A 19,226-nucleotide genomic window follows, 5' to 3' on the forward strand; every position below is an offset into this window, starting at 1 on the left:
CTAAGCGCGCGGCGGCGCCTGCTCGAGCAGCGCCGCTGCGCGCGCACAGGCGCCGCGCGCGCGTTCGAGGTTTTCCTGCGCCTTGACCACCGCGCCGCCGGCCAGCACCGCCTGGGCGGCGGCGCAGGCCATGCTGGCGGTATTGAGTTCGTTGCGCAGTCGGTGGATCCAGCGCGCCGGATCGAGCGCCGGCGCCGCGGCGTCGGCGGTGGACGCTACGGCGTCCGGCGCGCCATCGCCGGACTGCGGTTCGGACGCAGCGGCGGGCGGTTGCGTATCGCGGTTGTTCATAGGATTCAATCCACGTCGCAACCGGAGTCGCGCAGGCGCGCGATCTGGTTGTGCACGGTACGTACGCTCACGCCGAGCGCGCGGGCGGTGCGGGTGCGGTCCTGGCCGAAATGGGCCAGGGTCTTGAGCAACATCTCGCGTTCGATCTCGGCGTAGCTCATGCCGACGCTGAAGCGGACCGTGCCTGGGTCCTCGGTGGCGGCGCGCAGGCGGCGCGCGCCCGGCACGATCCGGACCTCGTCGCCGGGCGCGGTCAGAAACGCGCGGAGGACCGCGCTGCGCAATTCGCGTACGTTGCCGGGCCAGGGATGCGCCGCCAGCGCGCGCTCGCTGCCGGCGGCTAGGCGCTTGCGCGCGCCGTGCTCGGCGTTGAGTTCGTCCAGGGTGGCGCGCGCGATCAGCGCGGCGTCGCCGCTGCGGCTGCGCAGCGGCGGCAGGTCCAGGTGCACGTCGGCGAGGCGGTAGTAGAGGTCTTCGCGCAGCGCGCCTTCCTCGACCGCGCGCAGCGGGTCGCGATTGCAGGCGGCGACCACGCGCACGTCGATCGCGATCTCGCCGGCGCCGCCGACCCGGGTCAGCGCGCCGGATTCGAGTACGCGCAACAAGTACACCTGCAGCGCTGCCGGCATCTCGGTGATTTCGTCGAGGAACAGCGTGCCGCCGTGGGCCTGCTCGAAATAGCCGCTGTGGCGGCCGGCGGCGCCGGTGAAGCTGCCGCGCTCGTGGCCGAACAGATGGCTGGCGAGCAGGTCCGGCGCGATCGCGCCGCAATTGACCGCGACGAAGGCGCCGCCGCGGCCGCTGAGGCGGTGCAGGGCGCGCGCGGCCAGTTCCTTGCCGGTGCCGCTCTCGCCGCTGAGCAACACCGACAGCGTCGACGGCGCGATCCGCCGCAGGTCCGCGTTCAAGCGCTGCATCGGCGGCGAAGCACCGATCATCCCGAGCGGATCGGCCGCGCGTTCCTCGCGTCCGCGCGCGGCGACGCGATCGAGCAGTTGCCCGAACTGTTCCGGCACCAGCGGCTTGACCAGATACTCCATCACCGGCCGCGCGACCGCGCGCGCCGCGGTTTCCACCGACGGATGCCCGGTGACGATGGCGATCTGGCCCAGTTCGGGCAGGGCGTCTTCGTCGAGCAGTTCGAAACCGCTGCCGTCGGGCAGGTCGAGATCGAGCAACAGCAGGTCCATCAGCGCCAGTTGCGGAAACTCGCGCGACTGCTCCAGCGAATGGGCCAGGTACGGTGTGTAGCCGTGGGAACGGGCGAAATCGGCGGCGGAGCGGGCGAAATCCCGATCGTCGTCGACGATCAAAACCGTCGGCGCAGCCGCGACGGGCGATGCCGGCGCACGGGTATGCGCGAGGTCGTTGGGCACGGGCTGGCCATCCTGTCTGGGGGAAAGACCCTGTCCGGGGAAAGACGACGGTGCGACAGGGTACGGGACGCTCCGGGCCACCGTAGCCCTGCATCGGTTAAGCCGGTGTTGGCGGAAAATGATTCGCGCGTGATGAAACATTTGCGCCGTCACGGTTCGCAGCGGCCGTCGCGGCGATCGCACAAACCCGGCGGATGCGCAAGTTTTTACTGCGATGCGCGGCCGCCGGCGCAACTGGCACGGGAGTTGCGTGGTAGACGGGGCGAGCCGCGCATTCCTGCATCGGCCGCTTCACCGAGGAAGGATCTATGCAGAGGCTGCCGCTCGACCGCAATCGTTTCATCCCGCTGCCGGCGACCATGGCGCTACGGTCGGTCCTGTCGCAGCACACTGCCCAGGCCAACCCAGACGATGCCGCGGCGCAGGCCGTGCACAACATCGGCGAACCGCGCGAATCGGTGTATCCGATGGCGCCGGAGGTGATCGATATGGAGTCGGAACTGGGCTACTGGCGCGGCCACTACCGCGGCCTGCCCGGCGGCAGCGCGCTGCGCTACGGCGACTACGAGCCAGCGGTGAAGCTCGGCATGGACGCCTTCATGCGCAGCCGCGGCCGCGGCATCGACGAGATGGAGGACGAACTGGAGACCTGCTACCGCCGCACCCGCGGCATCAGCCGCCTGGATTGGCAGCAAGCGCGCGCGATCGTGCGCCTGGCCTGGAACCACCTGCACCTGCGGGGGCTCAAGGAATGAGGGCAGGGCGGTGACCGGCGCGGCCTCGGTTTCGATCCTGGCCATCGCGGCGGCACCGACGGCGCCGTCGTTCGACTGGAGCGCGGTGCGCGAGCGCCTGTTGGCTGAGCTCTACCGTTTCCTCGCCGCCGCCCCGCTGCTGCTGGTGGCGTTGCTGCTGACGTTGGCGGCATGGTGGCTCGGCGGATGGCTGGCGCGGCGTGCGCTGATCGACCGCCTGGCGGGCGCCAACCCGTTCCTCAAGAACCTGCTGGCGACCACGCTGCGCGGCGGTTGCGCCTTGCTCGGCCTGGCTACGGGCCTGCAGCTGATGAACGCCACCGCCATCGTCGGCGCGCTGCTCGGCACCGCAGGCGTGGTCGGCATCGCGCTGGGCTTCGCCTTCAAGGACATCATCGAGAACTACATCGCCGGGGTGCTGCTGAGCCTGCGCCAACCCTTCCGGCCGCACGATCATGTCCGCATCGCCGAACACGAAGGGCTGGTGATGGCGATGACCGCTCGCGCGACCGTGCTGATGACCCTAGACGGCAACCAGTTGCGGGTGCCGAACGCGATCGTGTTCAAGAGCGTGATCCTCAACTTCAGCCAGAACCCCAGCCGGCGCTTCGAGTTCGACCTCAGCGCGCCGTTCGACGGCGCTTTGGAGGCGACCCAGGCGCGGGTGCGAAGGCGGGTGGAAGCGGTGGACGGCGTGCTGCGCGAGCCCGACACCGAGGTCTTGCTGGTCTCCAGCGGCGACGGCAAGGCCGGCGTGCGCGTGCGCGGCTGGATCGACCAGCGCCGCAGCGATATCGATCAGGTGCGCAGCGCCGCGCTACGCGCGGCGACGGCGGCGTTGCAGGCCGATGCGGCCGCGCCGGCGCCTGCTGCGACGGCCGCTCCGGCCCGCCCGGGCGCGCCGGAGCGCACCCGCCAGCATCTGTTGCGTGCGGGCGAGGCCGGCGCGGGTTCGCGGGATCTGCTCGATCCCGCCGCACCGGCGGAGTGACGCGGGCGGCGTGCATTCGTTAGCGCGCGATCAAGGCCGCGGCCCGACGGCGACGACGCTCCGCTAGCGCCGCGGCACCTAGCGTGGGGCGACGGCACCGCGAGGCCCGGCGCACCGCTGGATGGCCGCCGCCGCGTGCCGGCCCAAACGATGTGGAGGATGCGACATGCCGCGCTACGCCCCGATCTTCATCGCGGTCGCTGCGATCGCCACCGCCGTTTCGCCGCGGCGCGGTCGGGCGTGGCCGGCCTGAGCGTCGGCACCGGCGCGCATGAGCCTGCACGAGTACCAGCGTAAGCGGCGCTTCGACCGCACCCGCGAACCCGAACCGGGCGCGCCGCCGCGCGGCGAGCGCGCGATCTTCGTAGTCCAGCTGCACCATGCCAGCCACCGCCACTACGACTTCCGCCTGCAGGTCGGCGACGCGCTCAAGAGCTGGGCGGTGCCCAAGGGCCCCTCCTACGATCCAGCGGTCAAGCGCATGGCGGTCGAGGTCGAGGACCATCCGCTCGGCTACGCCGGCTTCGAAGGCGAGATTCCCCACGGCGAATACGGCGGCGGCCATGTCGCGCGGTTCGACACCGGGGTGTGGGCGACCGACGGCGATCCGCAGGCGCAACTGGCCAAGGGCCACCTGCGCTTCGAATTGTTCGGGCGCAAGCTCAAGGGTGGCTGGCACCTGGTGCGTTCGGGCAAGCCCGCGCGCCAGCCGCAATGGCTGCTGTTCAAGGACCGCGACGAATACGCCGGCACGCTCGAAGCCGACGACCTGCTCGCCGACGTCGCCTCGCCGCCGGCGGCCGACGCGCAGCGCGCCGGCCGTGGCAAGCCGCGCAAGCGCCGTCTGGCCGAAGTCGCGCCGGCGCGCGCACGGCGCCGCGACTGGGCCGCGGCGGCGCGCAAGCTGACCGGCGCGCGAACGGCGCGATTCGAAGGTGGCGCGTTCGAGCTGCAGTTGGCGCGTCTGGTCGACGCGCCGCCGCCGGGCGAACAATGGCTGCACGAACTCAAATGGGACGGCTACCGGATCGGTATCGGCGTCGCCGCCGGCCGCGCGCGGCTGTGGTCGCGCAACGCGCTGGAGTGGACCCGGAAGATTCCCGAGATCGCCGCCGCGGTCGAAGCGTTGGGCCTGGACAGCGCGGCGCTGGACGGCGAACTGATCGCCGGCCGCGGCACGCGCGAGGACTTCAACCTGCTGCAGGCGACGCTGTCGGGCGAGAAACAGGGCGCGCTGTCGCTGGTGGTGTTCGACCTGCTGCACGTAGACGGTTGGGATCTCAGCGCCGCGCCGCTGCTGCAACGCAAGGCACTGCTGGAACAGCTGCTGCAGCGGGCCGGGCCGCACTTGCGCTACAGCTCGCACATCCTCGGCGACGGCGAGCGCGCCTACACGCTGGCCGACGAACAGGGCTTCGAAGGCATCGTGTCCAAGCGCGCCGACCGCGCCCACCATCCCGGCCGCAGCGACGAATGGCGCAAGAGCAAGCGACTGGCCAGCGACGAGTTCGCCGTGGTCGGCTACACGCCGCCGAAAGGCGCGCGCAGCGGGTTCGGTGCGTTGCTGCTGGCGCGACCGGACCCGGCGCACGGCTGGTCCTACGCGGGCCGCGTGGGCAGCGGTTTTTCCGCCGACTTGCTGGCGCGGATCAGCAAGCGCCTGCCCAGGGGCGCGGCCGCGCCAACGGTGCACGTGCCGCCGCACGACACCGACCTGCGCGCGGCGCGCTGGTTCGCGCCGGCGTTCGTGGTCGAGGCGTTCTATCGCGGCGTCGGCGGTCATGGCCTGCTGCGGCAGGCCTCGTTCAAGACTCTGCGCGCGGACAAGACGCCCGCTGCGTTGGCCGACGGCGACCGCGGTCCGGGCGCCGCGGCGCGGCTCCACTCCAATTCCGAGTCCGATTCCGAATCGCCACCGATACGAACCGCCATGACCCGCAAAGCCGCCAAAGCCAGCGCCGGCAAGGCCAAAGCCGACAAGACGCGCGCGGGCAAGCCCCAGGCTGCCGCCGATCTCGACGACTTCCGCCTCACCAGTCCCGAACGCGTGGTGTATCCCGACATCGGCGCGAGTAAGCGCGACGTCGCTGCCTACTATCTGGCGATGGCCGACTGGCTGTTGCCGGAAATCGCCGACCGGCCGCTGTCGATCGTGCGCTGCACTCAGGGCGCGGCGCGGCCCTGCTTCTTCCAGAAGCATCACACCGCCGGGCTTGAGGACGTGGACAGCGTCAGTCTGGAAGAGGAATCGGGCCAGCGCGCCGATTATCTGGTGGTCCGCGATCTGGCAGGACTGATGAACCTGGTCCAGTTCAACGCGCTGGAGTTCCATCCGTGGGGCGCGAAGGCGCCGCGGCCCGACCGCGCCGACCGCATCGTGTTCGATCTCGACCCCGGCAGCGGCGTGCCCTGGTCCGAGGTCGTGTCCGCCGCACGCCAGTTGCGCTCGCTGCTGACCAAGCTAGAACTGCAGTCGTTCGTGCGCACCTCTGGCGGCAAGGGGCTGCACGTGGTGGTGCCGCTGAAGCCGGGTTGCGACTGGGACCTGGTCAAACCGTTCGCGCACAGCTTCGCCGAGACCCTGGCGCAGATGGAGCCGCTCAAGTACATCGCCACCGCGACCAAGAAATTCCGGAACGGCAAGATCTTCGTCGACTACCTGCGCAACGGCCGCGGCGCCACCAGCGTGGCCTCGTTCTCGCTGCGCGCGCGCGAGGGCGCGCCGGTGGCGATGCCGCTGCGCTGGGAGGATCTGGGCAAGGTCAAGAGCGGCCACGCCTTCGACATCCGCTCCGCGCAGGCGCGGGTCAAGCGCTTGCGCCGGCATCCATGGGCGGGGATCGACGCGGTGCGCCAGGATCTGGACCGCCTGTCCGAACGTTTGCAGCGGCTGCGGCCGGACGATTGAGCGCACCCGCGCTTTCACCGCGATTGAACCCGGGCCGGCGCACAGTCCGGCCACTTCACCGCCCACTGTCAGGAGTCCGCACCATGGCGCGCCCGATCTGGACCGGCACGATTTCCTTCGGCCTGCTCAACATCCCGGTCAAGCTGATGGCCGGCGAACGCCGCGTCGATCTGCATTTCCGCATGCTCGACAGCCGCAACAAGGCGCCGATCCGCTACGAGCGGGTCAACGAGGAGACCGGCGAGGAAGTGCCGTGGAAGGAGATCGTCAAGGCCTTCGAATACGACAAGGGCAGTTACGTGGTGCTGGAAGCGGCCGACATCGCGGCCGCCGCGCCTGACCACACCGAAACCGTCGACATCGACGCCTTCGTTGACGCGGCGCAGATCGGCAGCGAGTACTACGACAAGCCCTACATCCTGGAGCCCGGCAAGAAGGCCGAAAAGGGCTATGTGCTGCTGCGCGAGGTGCTGGAGAAGTCCGGCAAGGTCGGCATCGGCCGGGTGGTCATTCGCACCCGCGAGTACCTGGCCGCACTGGCGCCCAAGGGCAACGCGCTGGTCCTGTTGATCCTGCGTTACGCTCAGGAACTGGTCGACCCGGAGGATTACAAGCTGCCCGAAGGCGGACTGGCCAAATGGAAGATCTCCGCGCGCGAGGTGGAGATGGCGCAGCAATTGATCGAATCCATGACCGCGCCGTGGAAGCCCGAATCCTACAAGGACGACTTCCGCCAGCGCCTGCACAAGGTAATCGAGCAACGTGTCAAGGCCAAGAAAGTGGTGCGCGGCAAGCAAGCCGACGAATCCAAATTGCCGGAGAACGCCGCGACCAACGTCATCGACTTCGCCGAACTGCTCAAGCGCAGTCTGGCGAAGAAAGGCGCAGCTGCGCCGGCCAAGGCAGCAGGCAAGCGTGCGGCCAAGACCGCCAAGACCGCAACAAGGAAGAAGCCAGCCAAGCGCGCCTCGCGATCTCGGGTGACCAAGCGCGCCTGATCGGCGGAGGCACGCGGTGTCGACGGGATTCGGTGAATCCCATCGCGCTCGGGTTGGCGATGCGGGCCGGCTATTCGAACGCGAGGTTTGGGTCCTTTTCCCGGAGCTCAGGCGAGCCGTTCACGCCGCCACTGCCAGTCTCTTACGACGACCGCTTCAGACCCTCCCTAGCATGTGCCCAGGCAGCCTGGGCATGTGATGAGGCGATCCGTAGAGCGTTCAGAAGAACGATATGACGAAAAGTTCCAAGCGCTAAAACTCAAACTGTGGAAGCACCCGCACGACGAACGCACGATCATGCCGGGCGTGGGGAGGGGGACTGCGGCTCATCGCCGGGGGATGGTTCTTCCCGGAACATAACTTGGAATTCTGCGAAATTCATAGTCTGATCTTCATTTCAAAACTGGCAACGGCGAGATTGAGGCGTGGCCGGTCGCACGCGCTTTTGCCGTTTTTATGTCCCTCGAATCCGCGGGTAGCTGATGTTATTAGCAGCTGATGGTATTAATAGATTGTTTCGCAGATCTAAGGGCCCAATATGTAGCTTGAAGTTTTGAGAGCTAAATCCCTACGATGAGCCCTGGGGCTGATGGATCAGTCAATTTGGTCGAGACCAGAGACAATACGGAGGGGGCTCAGAGCGCGGTCTACATCCTGCAGCTCGACCGAGCGCCTCATCATCCTGCCACGGCGACATTTGGCAAAGATGTTGTCGCAGTTGAACACTTGACGACATTGCTGTGCTGCGACACGGATGGGCGATAGCGAGTTGAGGATGTGACGCCATTGGACGTCTTAGCGGGAGTGACATGATCGACCCCAAGATCCCAGAGAAGATCGAGAAACGTCTCAGGCTCATGACGCTTCGCAAGGATTTGGAGCCCTTTGCACGCGAGCTGTTAGAACTCGCGTGTGCTGGTAGCCGCGAACTGTGGGATGAATTGAACTCCGAGCGGCTCAAGACGGACGCGAACTTTCGGCGCAAGTTTCACGAGTTGGCCCACGAGGGAATGTTTGCGGCTCAGGAAAGGATGGCTGGTCGTATCGCCACGGGAGAGCCCCTGGACGTATCTGAGGAACTGTTGTTCCGGGCAGTCGCTGATACCATCGCGTGGGGAATGCTGAGCGGCCAGCTGTGCTATGCCCGCCGTATCTACAAGTTCCAGAGGCAGCCTGACCTGTCGCAGTCGAATTTCGAGTCTGTCCTTCGTGTGGCCCGGGAGCTTCGGGAGCAGGACCCTGGGTGCATGCCGCTCATCACCGACCTGACCTCCTTTGTCCAGGTGGGCGACATCATGAGCGTGTCTGCGGACCGGCGCACTTCGTACATCGAGGTCAAGGAAGGAAAGCACAACAAGCACGTGCTGGATCTGGCGATGTTCTACGAGGCATCTGGTTGCGAGCATTTCCGCGAGATTGTCGAGAAAACGGAGAGCCCCAAGACCGTAAAGCAGATGGATCGTATGCTACGTCAGAAAGCCCGCATGACTTACTTGCGAGATGTCATGGCTACGGGTAAGGCGAAGGATCCAGACACAGGAGAGGAAATCCGAATTCCGGAGCCGTTCTTTGAGATGGCAAGTTGGGATGAGGCGCTGGGGAACCTCACCGAGAAGGCGAAAGAGACGCAGAGCTGGGCCTATGACGTGCAGGGGCCCATCTTCTTAGGCGCCTATGCAGGAGATTTGGCTTCCCGCGGGCACATGATGTTCCTCATGGCATTGAGTCTTGAGGGGGATGTGGAGCAGGACTACCACATCATTCGATTGGCAGATTGCATGCACGTCCCCTTGGCGCCGCCGGTGTTCTCCGGGGCTCTGGCGGATGAGGTCAAGATTGATCTGGTCTTCGGGCGCATGAATGTTTGCGTCGCTGTTTCTATTCCACGACTGATCGAAGTGTGTGAGATGGCGGGGATGGACGTGCGCTACGCGACACGAAAAGAACTTGGGCGAGCGAAGGCCGCTGGTGCCGAGCCGATCGTTCATCGGGGCAAAGGATTGATGTTCTCACTCGCTGGCAGGGAAATGATGTTGCTGGCGGGCGTGATCTTCCGAGCCCTATTTCATGGTCAGCAGCCCGAGTCGGTCTTACGGCAATATTTGGGGAACAGTGACCTGTTGAGTTCGGGCTTAGCGGAGAGTCGTCAGCCGTGAGGGACCACAATCTCAATCCACCGAAGGAGAAGCTCCCACCCTTGGTCAAGGTCAAGCTGGCGTCGATAACGCTGGCGGCCGTATTGTTTGACCGCATGACTGACAAGGAGGCCGGCCGCTTCCTTCGCGAAGCTACCGGCACTCAATGGTCATTCTGACCTGCATGCAATACCTGTCTGGCAAGGAAGCGCTGGTGGCAGTAGCCGCATTGCGTGAGGACTGGACAGAGGACGGCATGACCAAGCAGGCATTAGAGCAGGCGACGAAGGTGGCGGCCTTAGCCGTGGCCGATGCCCGCGCCAAGAGCGCGCCACTGTCCGCCAGCGATCTGGCAAAGCAGTGCCGGGAGGCGCGGCTGGATGAGTGACGTTGAGGCACTGGCCCGGCGCCTGATGACGACTAAGTCGTCGAGGCGAGAGGACTACATGCTGGCACTCGAATGCCTTGATAAGGCCGTGTGCGAGGCTAGCGCCGTGGGCCAAGCTCAAGCCGGGCGCATGGCGCCGCCTTGTGTCGGCTACGGGACGTATCTATTCGCGCGCATGTGTTCGCATGGCATAGCGGCGATGCGGGCCGTACCTCATTCTCGTTGGGTCAAAACCGACCACCAAGAGTGGGGGTTCAATGTCCTAGCCTGCCATGCCCGCGCCCTGTTGGAAGGCAACTTGTACTTTTCCTATTTCATGCAGCGGACGGACGAGTCCCTAGAAGAGGGCAGGGCGCGGATCACGCTACTTCAACTCAACGACTGCTGCAGCCGATTGAAAATGTTTGCCGGCAGTGAGCAGCAGCGGTTGTGGTTCGAGCAGCAGCGCGATGAGTTACAAGTCCGCCTGCGCTCCATCCCATTCTTCCTGAAACTGTCGCCGGCTGTGCAGGCTCAGTGCCTGGCCGGCAAGAAAGCCTGGTTCCTAGACCGAGCTCAGCTGGTGGAGCTGGTAGGAATGGACAAGGCGGGCTTCGACATTCTGTGGGACCTTTGGTCACAGCACTCCCACATCCACCCCGTTTCGTTCCTGCGCATGGAGCCCAATGGTCGTGGAACAGGCTTAGAGTGCGACCCCGACCGCATGTACCTAGCTGTAGCCATGCTTATCTGCGCCGGCATTCTGCAAGCGGCCACCGACAGGATCGTGGAGGTCTTCCCGGATGTGGCCGGCGAGCGGAAGGGTTTGGGCTCGAAGTTCAGCCCCGGACCCAAGCGCAACCGGCGCAGGTAGGTCGGATCGGTTGCCGGCGACGCGTCGCGGCAAGATGTTCCCAAGCAGACTGGGGACGCGGGATTGAGGTAGGGGGCGATCGAGGGGGGCTGGTCTGGCAGGCAAAGCTACGGGCGCGGCGGTGCAGGGGGCTTCGGTCCCGTGCCTTCTTGACTGGTGTAGACGTCGCGCTCCGAGTGGTCGTAGATCCTCTGGCAGACCAGTTGTAGCTGCAAGATGTCTATGAAACCCTGAGCGATTCGGCTAGCTAATTAAATTGAAGCTCAAAGAATATGTTCTATGCATTCGATCTCAAGCATTTCTGCGGTGGATACGCGTACTTTTCCACCTTTTCCCATTACATTGAGCACTATGAGCGCTTTGAGGTAAGGGCGCCTTCGACAATCGTCTATAAAAAATTCGAAGAGTCTTTGGCTGAAATGGGGCGGTCGTGCTCTTTAGTGGTTACTGATAAGGCGTATGAGCGCTGGTTGCGTCTTCAAGGGTGGGCAATTGTCGAGCAGCAGCTCGCTCAGGAAAAAATGCCTCAATGGCTCCGAAGTCAACGATGTATCTCGTCCGCCTATGGTTCCTTTGTCAGCGTCGAAATTGCCTCGCCATCGGCGGTTAAAAGGAGCTACCGCGGCCGAGCTAAGCAGCGGATATTAAGCAGGGACAAAAATAAATGCTTGCTGTGTGGATCGGCCGAAAGCCTCACGTTACAGCACGTTGTACCGTACTCCGCTGGTGGCGAGACGAGTAGTGGAAATTTGGTTACGCTTTGCGAAGCTTGTAATCAGAATTTAAAGAACGAAGTAGATATCGGGTTGTATCAGCTTGCAGGGCTGCATCATGGTTACGATCCTGCGATACTTGGCGAAGTCAAAAATTCCTCCGTTGCGCTGAAATGGGCGCGGTATCTTTCTTCAAATTTGATGCATAGCCGATGTGAACTTTGGTAGGCAATATCGATGCGGTTTTTCATACATATCGTTGGGGCAAAAAAATGACGAAGCCATCGGTCATCGAGGTGTTCAGTGAGCTAACTCTTCACTGTGGCTCAATTCCTGTTGTCGAAGTTGGAGGGATGCTCGTACGGCAAGCGGATGGACATACGTGGCGTCATGCGCATGATCGGGAAGATATGGCAAAGAAATCGTTTGGGGTGCCTGCTGATTTTTTTGCTTTTGAACGAGAGCAATTAGATAACATCCCGAAAACGGAACTGATTCTTTGGGGGAAGGGTGATTCGATGCGGGTGTCGAACATCGTGCCGACTGCTTCAGGGCGTCTGAGTTACTCGGAGTACAACTTGGTACTTGAGGACTTTGCAACTCAGGTCCTGGAGCCTGTCGCTCATGCGAACGAATTGCGCGTGGAGCACACGAGTGGTTTTCAGGGGCTGGTTGATTGGCTCTCACCTCAGGGTGTTCGAAAGCTGGAAGTATTCTCCGCTTGCGCGAACAGATCAACCGGCTCTGGGCATCCAAATGACCGGGATCGATGGCTTGATTTCATTATCGCCGCGCATGAAGATCGCTCTAATCTTTCCGGTCGATTGTCACGCTGGCTGATTGAGGCTGAAAAGTGGCCCGAGGAGATAGCGCGCGAACTTGAGTCCGAGTATGAGCTAGGCCGGGAATTACTCGGTAAGTACGTTGTCAAGGATTGATCATGGAGCCCTTCGACGTCGCCGGGATTGCGGCCCGAAATGTCCCCGTTCTTTGTATGGACACTTGTTCGATTCTTGATTTGATTCGCGAGCCCACGCGCGACGATATGAGGGATCTACGACCTCGCGAGGCGATGAAGTTGCTCGATCAGGCTCAAGCCGGTCGCCTCGCCTTATTTATGGCTCCCCAGGTGCATACGGAGTTCCGCGAGCATGTTGACGAGGTCAGTAAGCAGGCTGAGATCGCACTGAAGAAATTTGTTGCAAAAATTGAGCAAGTAAACGCACATGCGGCAGAATTTGGTGCGGAGAATATATTCGTCACTGACCACTGGGACGGACATGTCGCGCGAGCGAAAGGTAAAGTGGACTTGCTGCTGCAAGCGACGATGTTGACGCAACAACCTGATGACGCAGCCAGTCGGGCCTATTTGCGCATGTGCGAAGCACGCGCGCCTGCAAGGATGGGCAAGGATTCAATGAAGGACTGCGTTGTGATCGAGACTTACTTGCAGAACATAAGAGATTTGCGCGAAGCGGGGCATTCAGAAAAAGTAGTGTTTCTGTCATCAAACGTGAAAGAATATCGCGATGAAGCAAAGCTTCGCGCGGAGTTAGATGTTGAGTTCAAGGCGCTTGGAATTGAGTATGCGCATGGTTATGGGCTAGCCCGGCACATTTTAGGTTTTCCGGTCTGATTGGAGAGGCTCTCGTGATGGGCGATTCGTATGCATGAAGTAGAGCGACGCCCGCTGCGCACCTGCTACGCTTCAAATTCGGCCTTGAATGAATCGAAGCGCGGATAGGGCGCTCGCCAGTCCCCTGGTTCAAACGGCAGGAGGTACGTAGCCGATCATCTGGCAGCAACGGTGACGGTGATCTGGTCCGCTGGGCGGCGCGTGGGCGCCATTCGAGCCATTACTCACAGGAGGTGCATGATGGAGTCGAGGGATCCCGCAAAAGCACCAACGCCATCGCAGTTCATGCGTCAATTGCGGCCAGAGCTCTATTCGGACTCGACAGCTCGCACTCAGTACCGGCTCAGGGCGGAAGTCCTGTCCCACCATCTGGACACGCTCACCGAGCGCAACCAGACCCATGACTTTGAATTGTTTTGTCGCAAGCTGTGCGAGCGTGCCATCTGTCCGAACTTGAGACCCGCCACCGGACCGGAAGGTGGCGGTGATAGTAAGGCAGATACGGAGACCACCCCGGTCGTAGACGAGATCAGCAAGCTTACCTACGTCGGCATCGCCAACACCGGCGGTGAGCGGTGGGCGTTCGCATTCAGCGCGAAGAAAACTTGGTCGGATAAGGCCAAGTCCGATGTCGCGGGCATCGCCGCGACGGATCGAGGCTACCAGCGGATCATCTTCATAACATCCCGTGCGGCGCGCGCCAAGGACCGCGCCCGCTTGGAAGACGACCTGTCTAAGAAGCACGGCATACCCGTCACGATTCACGATCGGGCTTGGATCATCGACGAGGTCATTGATAAGGATCGTCGCGACCTAGCCTTTCACTACCTTGGTATTGGTGAGGAGTCCAGCGACCGTGATCTGGGTCCGTCGGATTATTCGCGCTCCAAGCAGTTGACTGAAATCGAGCGGGAACTGGCGGACCCGACGGCTTTTGAAGGCATGCACATTCATCGAGCTACAGAAGCACTGGTGGCCGCTAAACTGGCACGCGGTTTGGAGTTGCCTCGGACCGATGTCGAAGGACGATTCCTGCGCGCGATTCGATTGGCCGACGATGGCGGTACCTACTGCCAGCAACTGACGGCCCGCTATGAGTCACTGTGGACTGCATTCTGGTGGTTCGACGACCTCCAGGCCGTCTTGTCGGGATACGACAGTTTCGAAACTCTGGTAATCGACGATTCGCAAGCTTCGAATCTAGAACAGCTGTGCAACTTGGCCCAGTTGCTCTTCAACGCGGTGATCGGCGGACAACAGACGTCCGAGCAGGTGCAGTTGGAGCGGCGGATTAGGCGGCTGTCGGCCCGGCTGGTGGGGTTGTTGGGCGATGCCGAGAGACCCAATAACGCGCTTGAGGCCCGGGTTTCCTTCTTGACAATCGAAGTCAATCGGGCGCTGCTTGCGCAAGATATTGATGCGCTGTCAGCGTTGTGGCCGCAGTTCGCTGAGGTCCTTACTCGAGCGGAGGGGCTCGGGGAGTTCGATGCCTCGCGGCTGTCGCAGTTGATCGAGCGTTTCGGCCAAGTGGCCGGTGACGATCGGGGATATCGTCACCTCGTGGACCACCTCTCAAACTTCACTAGTAAGTGCACCGGTGAAGGTGAGGGCGCTTTGGTCTTACTGCGGCGCGCCAACCAGCTTTCGCTAGACCAGAACATGGAATTGATCCGGCTGCTCGGACGGGCCGCGCACCTACTCTCTAAAAAGGAGTATGCGCAAGAGCAGGTCAGCGCACTAGCCGAGTTGGCGATTGCGTACAAGAGCGCCGGGCTGGGGTGGGCAGCCCGGGCGAGCGCCACGTCCGCAGCGGCCACGGTGTTCGTCGACGCCGAAGATGGGGGTGTGCTTCCCGTCAGCGTCTTCCCAATCTTGATGAATGTTGCGTGGATGGCCCTTTCCCTCAAGTACCTACCCGAGGTGCTTGACACTATTCAAGTCGCCCGAGGCTGCTTGACGGCATTGCCGTTCGATGAAAAATCCGTCGAGCGTGCGAGCAAGCAGCTGGAATCGTTTGACTTGGTGCTCGCGTGTGAGGTGGTCAACCTAACTGACGCGGAACTCAGGGAGTTGACGTCGGTACCCGACGTCCTCCGCGGACTCAGGCTACGGCACAGTTGGTCCGCCTTGATGTACCGACTGGGATACGAAGATCAATTGCGAGCCGACGGATGGATTCCCGAGAGCGAAACGCGCGACGGCGTTGCAGGTCTGTTTGCCCAAATGGCCGGACAGTCCACTGGAGTTTCTAGATGGCGGCCGGCTGTCTTCAACACCGGCGAAACGCAGGTCGCGAGCGACGGCGGTGCTCGGCGTCCGTATGGATATCGCGCATGCGCCCACTAACACCTCCATCATCGTCGCCGAGGCCATCGTGGGTGCGCTGGAGGCGTTTTTTGCCACGGCTTTCGAGCTGGACGCCTTCGGGCATGTCGAGCGCTTTGACATACATGTCATCGAGGATCAGGTCACCAGCTTCGTAATCGAGACCGATCTCGATCGCATGCGCATGGTAGTGCGATGTCCAGTGGGAAACTTTCCCGGCTCGTCCAAGGTCTATCCGGACTTCCAGCGCATGCTGCTGGAGGTCGCCGCGACCGTCTTCTGGGCGACGTGTCAAACGCGCAGTCATGGAGACGCGGCATCGCAACTTTTGCAAGGCGGCGCGGCCGGGGATCGTTTGGCTATGATCGGATCCCTGTGCTTGAGTCGGAGCCGCATCTTCGGAGGCGTCGCTCGACTGGACAAATGGGGCGAGCATTCGCCCCGGCAGTACGAGCTTAGGGTCGATCGGCCGACCGTGATCCCGCAAGCACCACAAATGCCCCCCTCGTCGTCGGCGACGGAGGATCCTGACGACGATTTCCGGAAGGTAACGGACCATCTCGAGGTCCAGGTGCGCTCGGTCATCGACGTGCACCTGTGGGATCAGGCGGCGTGGTCAGGGGCCGCGTACGGAAGTTTCGGCCTTACGGCACCACCCTTCCTGGCGCTGATGTTTAAGGACGAAGTAGCTGCAACCAGGATCTTCGAGCGTTGGCGCGAGCGCTTCGGCGACTGTGACGAGGCCGAGGAAATCTATATCGGAATTATTCGACAGTATTCCACCGTGCATCCGGCGCACTACGGTATGGTATTGACATCTCGTCTGCCCGACGCCGACTCGCGGGTGGGCTTATCGACGGTGGTTTCTCGATCGCTGTCGATGGAGCCGGCCGATGACGTCAATCTCAGCCGGTTTCTGACAGAATATGAGCGTGTGGGTGCCTATCTGCTCATGCCGATGGTTCTGGCACCGGGCCAAGCCCAGCCCATTCTGCTAAAACATCTGCTTTTGCTTAAGCGAGCCCTCAGCGTGAAGGTTGCCGCCGAGGTCGGCCCTGTAGACCCAAAACTGATGTTCCTGGGGCCGCGTGGGCTAAGACCTCCTTGAAGCTAGGCACGGAACAAAGCCTTCACAACTTTGCCCAGCACACCATCGAGCTGGGAGTCATCCCGGCGCTGCGCCACTTGGGTATTGGTCTCACGGATAGGTCTAACTGAGGCGTTTGCGCATGTCCGCCTATGGCCGATAGCCGTCGGAAGTGCTACGGGAGCCGGTACATTTCCGCCCCAACCCCTTCAGTGCCTAGCTTCCGCCGCGGCCTGAGCTGCGGACGGCCCGAAGATGTTTCGGAGTGCGGTCGCCCCCCGGGGCGGTCCGCGCGCCGATCAGCCGAGGCGATGCTTGAAGGAGACCGGTCGGTCGCCAAGACGATCATGATCGTGGATAATTCTAGATAACCGTGGATAACCCTGGGTAATCAAGAGAGTTGGATTCCGGTTGCCCACGCTCCACCATTCCCCCGCGGTCGAACCGCGCCTGTCCGCCGCACTCCTCGCGAAAAGGCCTTGTTTCCGGCTCTTTCGTCGCAGGCCTGTGGACTCGTCAAATATCCACAGCCCCTGATTTGGCGAAAATTCCGCCGAACTTTCTCCGTTTTCTCCCTTCCCGTGGACTGCCGGCCAGTGGATCGGTTTTAGGGGTCTTACGGATCAATGGGTTACGGCTGGTCGTTTCGACGGGTTTTATCGCGATCAACCTGCTGCGCAGGATTCAAACTACGAACCAATGGATGGTTGCGATCAGGCGGACAAAGCACCTTCTGAATTTCGCTTGCGAGAACGCACTCGCTGAAGGTCTCGCTGCGGCGGCGCACCAAAAAGTCGGCCGTATTCGCGGCTGAACTGAGAAGCGCTCTGGTAGCCGACGATACCGGCGGCGCGCCCGGCATCCATGCCCTGGTTGAGCATCAGTTGGCGTGCCTCTTGCAACTGAGTTGCTTCAGATACTGCAATGGACTCATTCCTGTCTGCTCGCGAAAGTGCTTGCGGAATGCAGTGGTACTCATGTTTGCGCGTTTGGCCAAGCCCTCGACTCGAAACGCCGAGCTGAAATTCTGCTTCATCCAGGCAATAACGCCGCCGATCTGCCGATCGGGCGAGTCCTCGAGAAGCAATTGGCGAAGGTGGCTGCCATGCGGCCCCTGCAGCAGGCGGATGACGATCTCTTGCTCGATCAGCGGAGCCAGAGAAGAGGCGACCTCCGGCTCGTCTAACAGGCCGACCAGTCGCTGTAAGGCTTCGAAGAGTGCAGGTTCCAGAGGTTCGATCGAGATGTCGAGCCGGCCAGGCTCTGGTTGCGGCGAGCGCTCCATTGCAGATGCCGCGTTCGCGATCTGACGCAGGTCCAGCCTCAGCAACAGGCCCAGGAAGGGGGCATGTACCGTCGCGCGGGTCACATGCGAGATCACGGGTTGCTCCAGCGAGACGACCATGGAGTGTCCCGGCATGTAATTGAGGATGCGTTCGCCGACCAGCACCTGCTTGGCGCCCTGTGCGATCAGCACCAGTCCGAGGGGGTAGACACACGGCACGGGATCTGTAGGGCCGTGTCGTCGGTGGAGAGAGAGGGCGGGAATACCCGTTGGATGGTCGCCGGCGTTGGGGGCATGCCTGGCGATCAGGCGGGCGATGTCCCGGACGGGGGCCGGAGTGGTTTCAGTATCTTCAGTCGGGTGCATCGGGGGCTCCCGTGCCTCGCTTGCGGGCAGAGGCGAGCAGTATGTCCTGGTCGTCCGGACCCTAGCACCGGTTGCGATGTTTTATGCAAACAACGCGTTGAAATGGGCAAGGATCGGTGGTGACGGATCGCCAAGCTGAGCTCCCGCCCTAGCGCCGCCATCCAGCCGGAGCCACTGTGCAAAACGTCCAGATTCGAAACCGAGACATGGCGTGGGACATCGCCGCACTGATCCTGTTCCCACCGGGCTTCGACGCATCAAAGCGGTATCCCGCTGTCGTCAGCGTGCATCCCTTTGGTAGCTGCAAGGAGCAGACCTCCAGCGCGGTCTATGGAAGACGCCTCGCCGAAGCGGGCTATGTCGTTATTGCCTACGACGCCAGCTATCAGGGCGACAGCGGCGGTGCGCCGCGCTGGATCGAGAATCCGACGCAGCGGGTCGAGGACATCAGCCACGTCATCGATCATGCGGTAACGCTGCCCTATGTCGATGCCGGCCGCATTGGTGTGCTGGGCATCTGTGGCGGCGGCGGATATGCGCTCAATGCCACGCTGACCGAAAAGCGGATCAAGGCCGTGGTCGGGATCACACCGGTCAACATCGGTCGGTTGTTCCGCGAGGGATTCAGCGGGTACGACCCGATCGGCGCACTCGACGCCATGGCGGCCCAGCGCACTCATGAGGCGCGCGGAGGGGCGCACCAGATCAACGAACTCCTCCCGGCCAGCCCGGAAGCGGCCACGGCATCGGGCATGATCGAGCGCGACGTGTGGGAAGCCACGGACTACTACAAGACGCCACGCGGCCAGCAACCTGGCGGATGGACCCGGATGCTGTTTAGCCGTGCGCAGAGCACCCTGGCTTGGGATGCGTTCTCGTTCGTGGAATCGCTGATGACGCAACCGATGATGGTGGTGATCGGGCAGAACGTCGGCGCCTTCGGCGCTTATCGCGACGGCATGGAAGCCTACGGTCGTTCCACCGCATCGAAGGATCGGCAGCTCGTTTCTTTGGAGGGCTGGTCGCATTACGACCTGTACGACAAAGACGAGCCGGTAGGCCTGGCTATGCAGCGAATCCTGCCCTTCCTCGGCAAGCACTTGTAGTCGAACGAGTACA

General features: G+C 62.7%; 16 protein-coding genes. 13 read left to right on the plus strand and 3 right to left on the minus strand.

All coding sequences use genetic code 11. From position 1 onward, the window contains the following. Both BLV01_RS09795 and BLV01_RS09800 read right to left on the minus strand, forming a co-directional pair. On the minus strand, nucleotides 1-291 hold the full coding sequence (locus BLV01_RS09795; protein WP_091798107.1) for a hypothetical protein: 291 nt from the start codon (nucleotides 289-291) through the stop codon (nucleotides 1-3). A 5-nt stretch (nucleotides 292-296) separates the two neighbouring features. After that, entirely contained in the window at nucleotides 297-1,667 is a 1,371-nt protein-coding gene (locus tag BLV01_RS09800) for a sigma-54-dependent transcriptional regulator (protein WP_175485844.1), read from the minus strand. A 308-nt stretch (nucleotides 1,668-1,975) separates the two neighbouring features. Here BLV01_RS09800 and BLV01_RS09805 point away from each other — a divergent pair, with 308 nt between their 5' ends. From BLV01_RS09805 to BLV01_RS26600, 12 genes are all read left to right on the plus strand, one after another. Continuing rightward, nucleotides 1,976-2,422, plus strand: coding sequence for a hypothetical protein (locus tag BLV01_RS09805; RefSeq protein ID WP_091798113.1), 447 nt, complete (start codon nucleotides 1,976-1,978; stop codon nucleotides 2,420-2,422). Nucleotides 2,423-2,432: 10 nt separating this feature from the next. After that, nucleotides 2,433-3,413, plus strand: coding sequence for a mechanosensitive ion channel family protein (locus BLV01_RS09810; protein WP_091798115.1), 981 nt, complete (start codon nucleotides 2,433-2,435; stop codon nucleotides 3,411-3,413). 271 nt (nucleotides 3,414-3,684) lie between these two features. After that, on the plus strand, nucleotides 3,685-6,321 hold the full coding sequence (gene ligD / locus BLV01_RS09815) for a DNA ligase D (RefSeq protein ID WP_091798118.1): 2,637 nt from the start codon (nucleotides 3,685-3,687) through the stop codon (nucleotides 6,319-6,321). A gap of 83 nt (nucleotides 6,322-6,404) precedes the next feature. Further along, nucleotides 6,405-7,319: a non-homologous end joining protein Ku gene (locus BLV01_RS09820; RefSeq protein WP_091798121.1), complete on the plus strand. Its 915-nt coding sequence runs from the start codon at nucleotides 6,405-6,407 to the stop codon at nucleotides 7,317-7,319. Between the two features lie 809 nt (nucleotides 7,320-8,128). Beyond that, nucleotides 8,129-9,475, plus strand: a complete 1,347-nt coding sequence (locus tag BLV01_RS09825) for a hypothetical protein (RefSeq protein ID WP_091798124.1) — start codon at nucleotides 8,129-8,131, stop codon at nucleotides 9,473-9,475. 145 nt (nucleotides 9,476-9,620) lie between these two features. After that, a complete protein-coding gene (locus tag BLV01_RS09830) occupies nucleotides 9,621-9,842 on the plus strand; it encodes a hypothetical protein (RefSeq protein WP_091798127.1) in 222 nt (73 codons plus the stop codon). Nucleotides 9,843-9,900: 58 nt separating this feature from the next. Then, entirely contained in the window at nucleotides 9,901-10,695 is a 795-nt protein-coding gene (locus BLV01_RS09835) for a hypothetical protein (RefSeq protein WP_139178587.1), read from the plus strand. A 272-nt stretch (nucleotides 10,696-10,967) separates the two neighbouring features. Further along, a complete protein-coding gene (locus BLV01_RS09840) occupies nucleotides 10,968-11,636 on the plus strand; it encodes an HNH endonuclease (protein WP_091798133.1) in 669 nt (222 codons plus the stop codon). Beyond that, entirely contained in the window at nucleotides 11,630-12,346 is a 717-nt protein-coding gene (locus tag BLV01_RS25360; protein ID WP_139178588.1) for a hypothetical protein, read from the plus strand. Before BLV01_RS09840 ends, BLV01_RS25360 begins: the two co-directional genes overlap by 7 nt. A 2-nt stretch (nucleotides 12,347-12,348) precedes the next feature. Beyond that, nucleotides 12,349-13,044 carry a PIN domain-containing protein gene (locus BLV01_RS25365; protein ID WP_139178589.1) on the plus strand — a complete coding sequence of 232 codons (696 nt, stop codon included), beginning with the start codon at nucleotides 12,349-12,351 and terminating at the stop codon, nucleotides 13,042-13,044. Nucleotides 13,045-13,281: 237 nt separating this feature from the next. Then, on the plus strand, nucleotides 13,282-15,390 hold the full coding sequence (locus tag BLV01_RS26595) for a hypothetical protein (protein WP_139178590.1): 2,109 nt from the start codon (nucleotides 13,282-13,284) through the stop codon (nucleotides 15,388-15,390). Then, the gene (locus tag BLV01_RS26600) at nucleotides 15,365-16,477 is read left to right on the plus strand and encodes a hypothetical protein (protein ID WP_217633481.1); all 1,113 of its coding nucleotides are present in this window, start codon (nucleotides 15,365-15,367) and stop codon (nucleotides 16,475-16,477) included. Before BLV01_RS26595 ends, BLV01_RS26600 begins: the two co-directional genes overlap by 26 nt. A gap of 859 nt (nucleotides 16,478-17,336) precedes the next feature. Here the strand turns inward: BLV01_RS26600 and BLV01_RS09860 are convergent. Then, a complete protein-coding gene (locus tag BLV01_RS09860) occupies nucleotides 17,337-18,107 on the minus strand; it encodes an AraC family transcriptional regulator (RefSeq protein WP_217633482.1) in 771 nt (256 codons plus the stop codon). Nucleotides 18,108-18,313: 206 nt separating this feature from the next. Between BLV01_RS09860 and BLV01_RS09865 the strand changes: the two genes are divergently transcribed. Next, complete coding sequence (locus BLV01_RS09865) at nucleotides 18,314-19,213, plus strand: alpha/beta hydrolase (RefSeq protein WP_254782577.1); 900 nt, start codon at nucleotides 18,314-18,316, stop codon at nucleotides 19,211-19,213. Nucleotides 19,214-19,226 lie beyond the last annotated feature (13 nt).

Source organism: Lysobacter sp. yr284 (assembly GCF_900107375.1).
GTDB lineage: Bacteria > Pseudomonadota > Gammaproteobacteria > Xanthomonadales > Xanthomonadaceae > Lysobacter.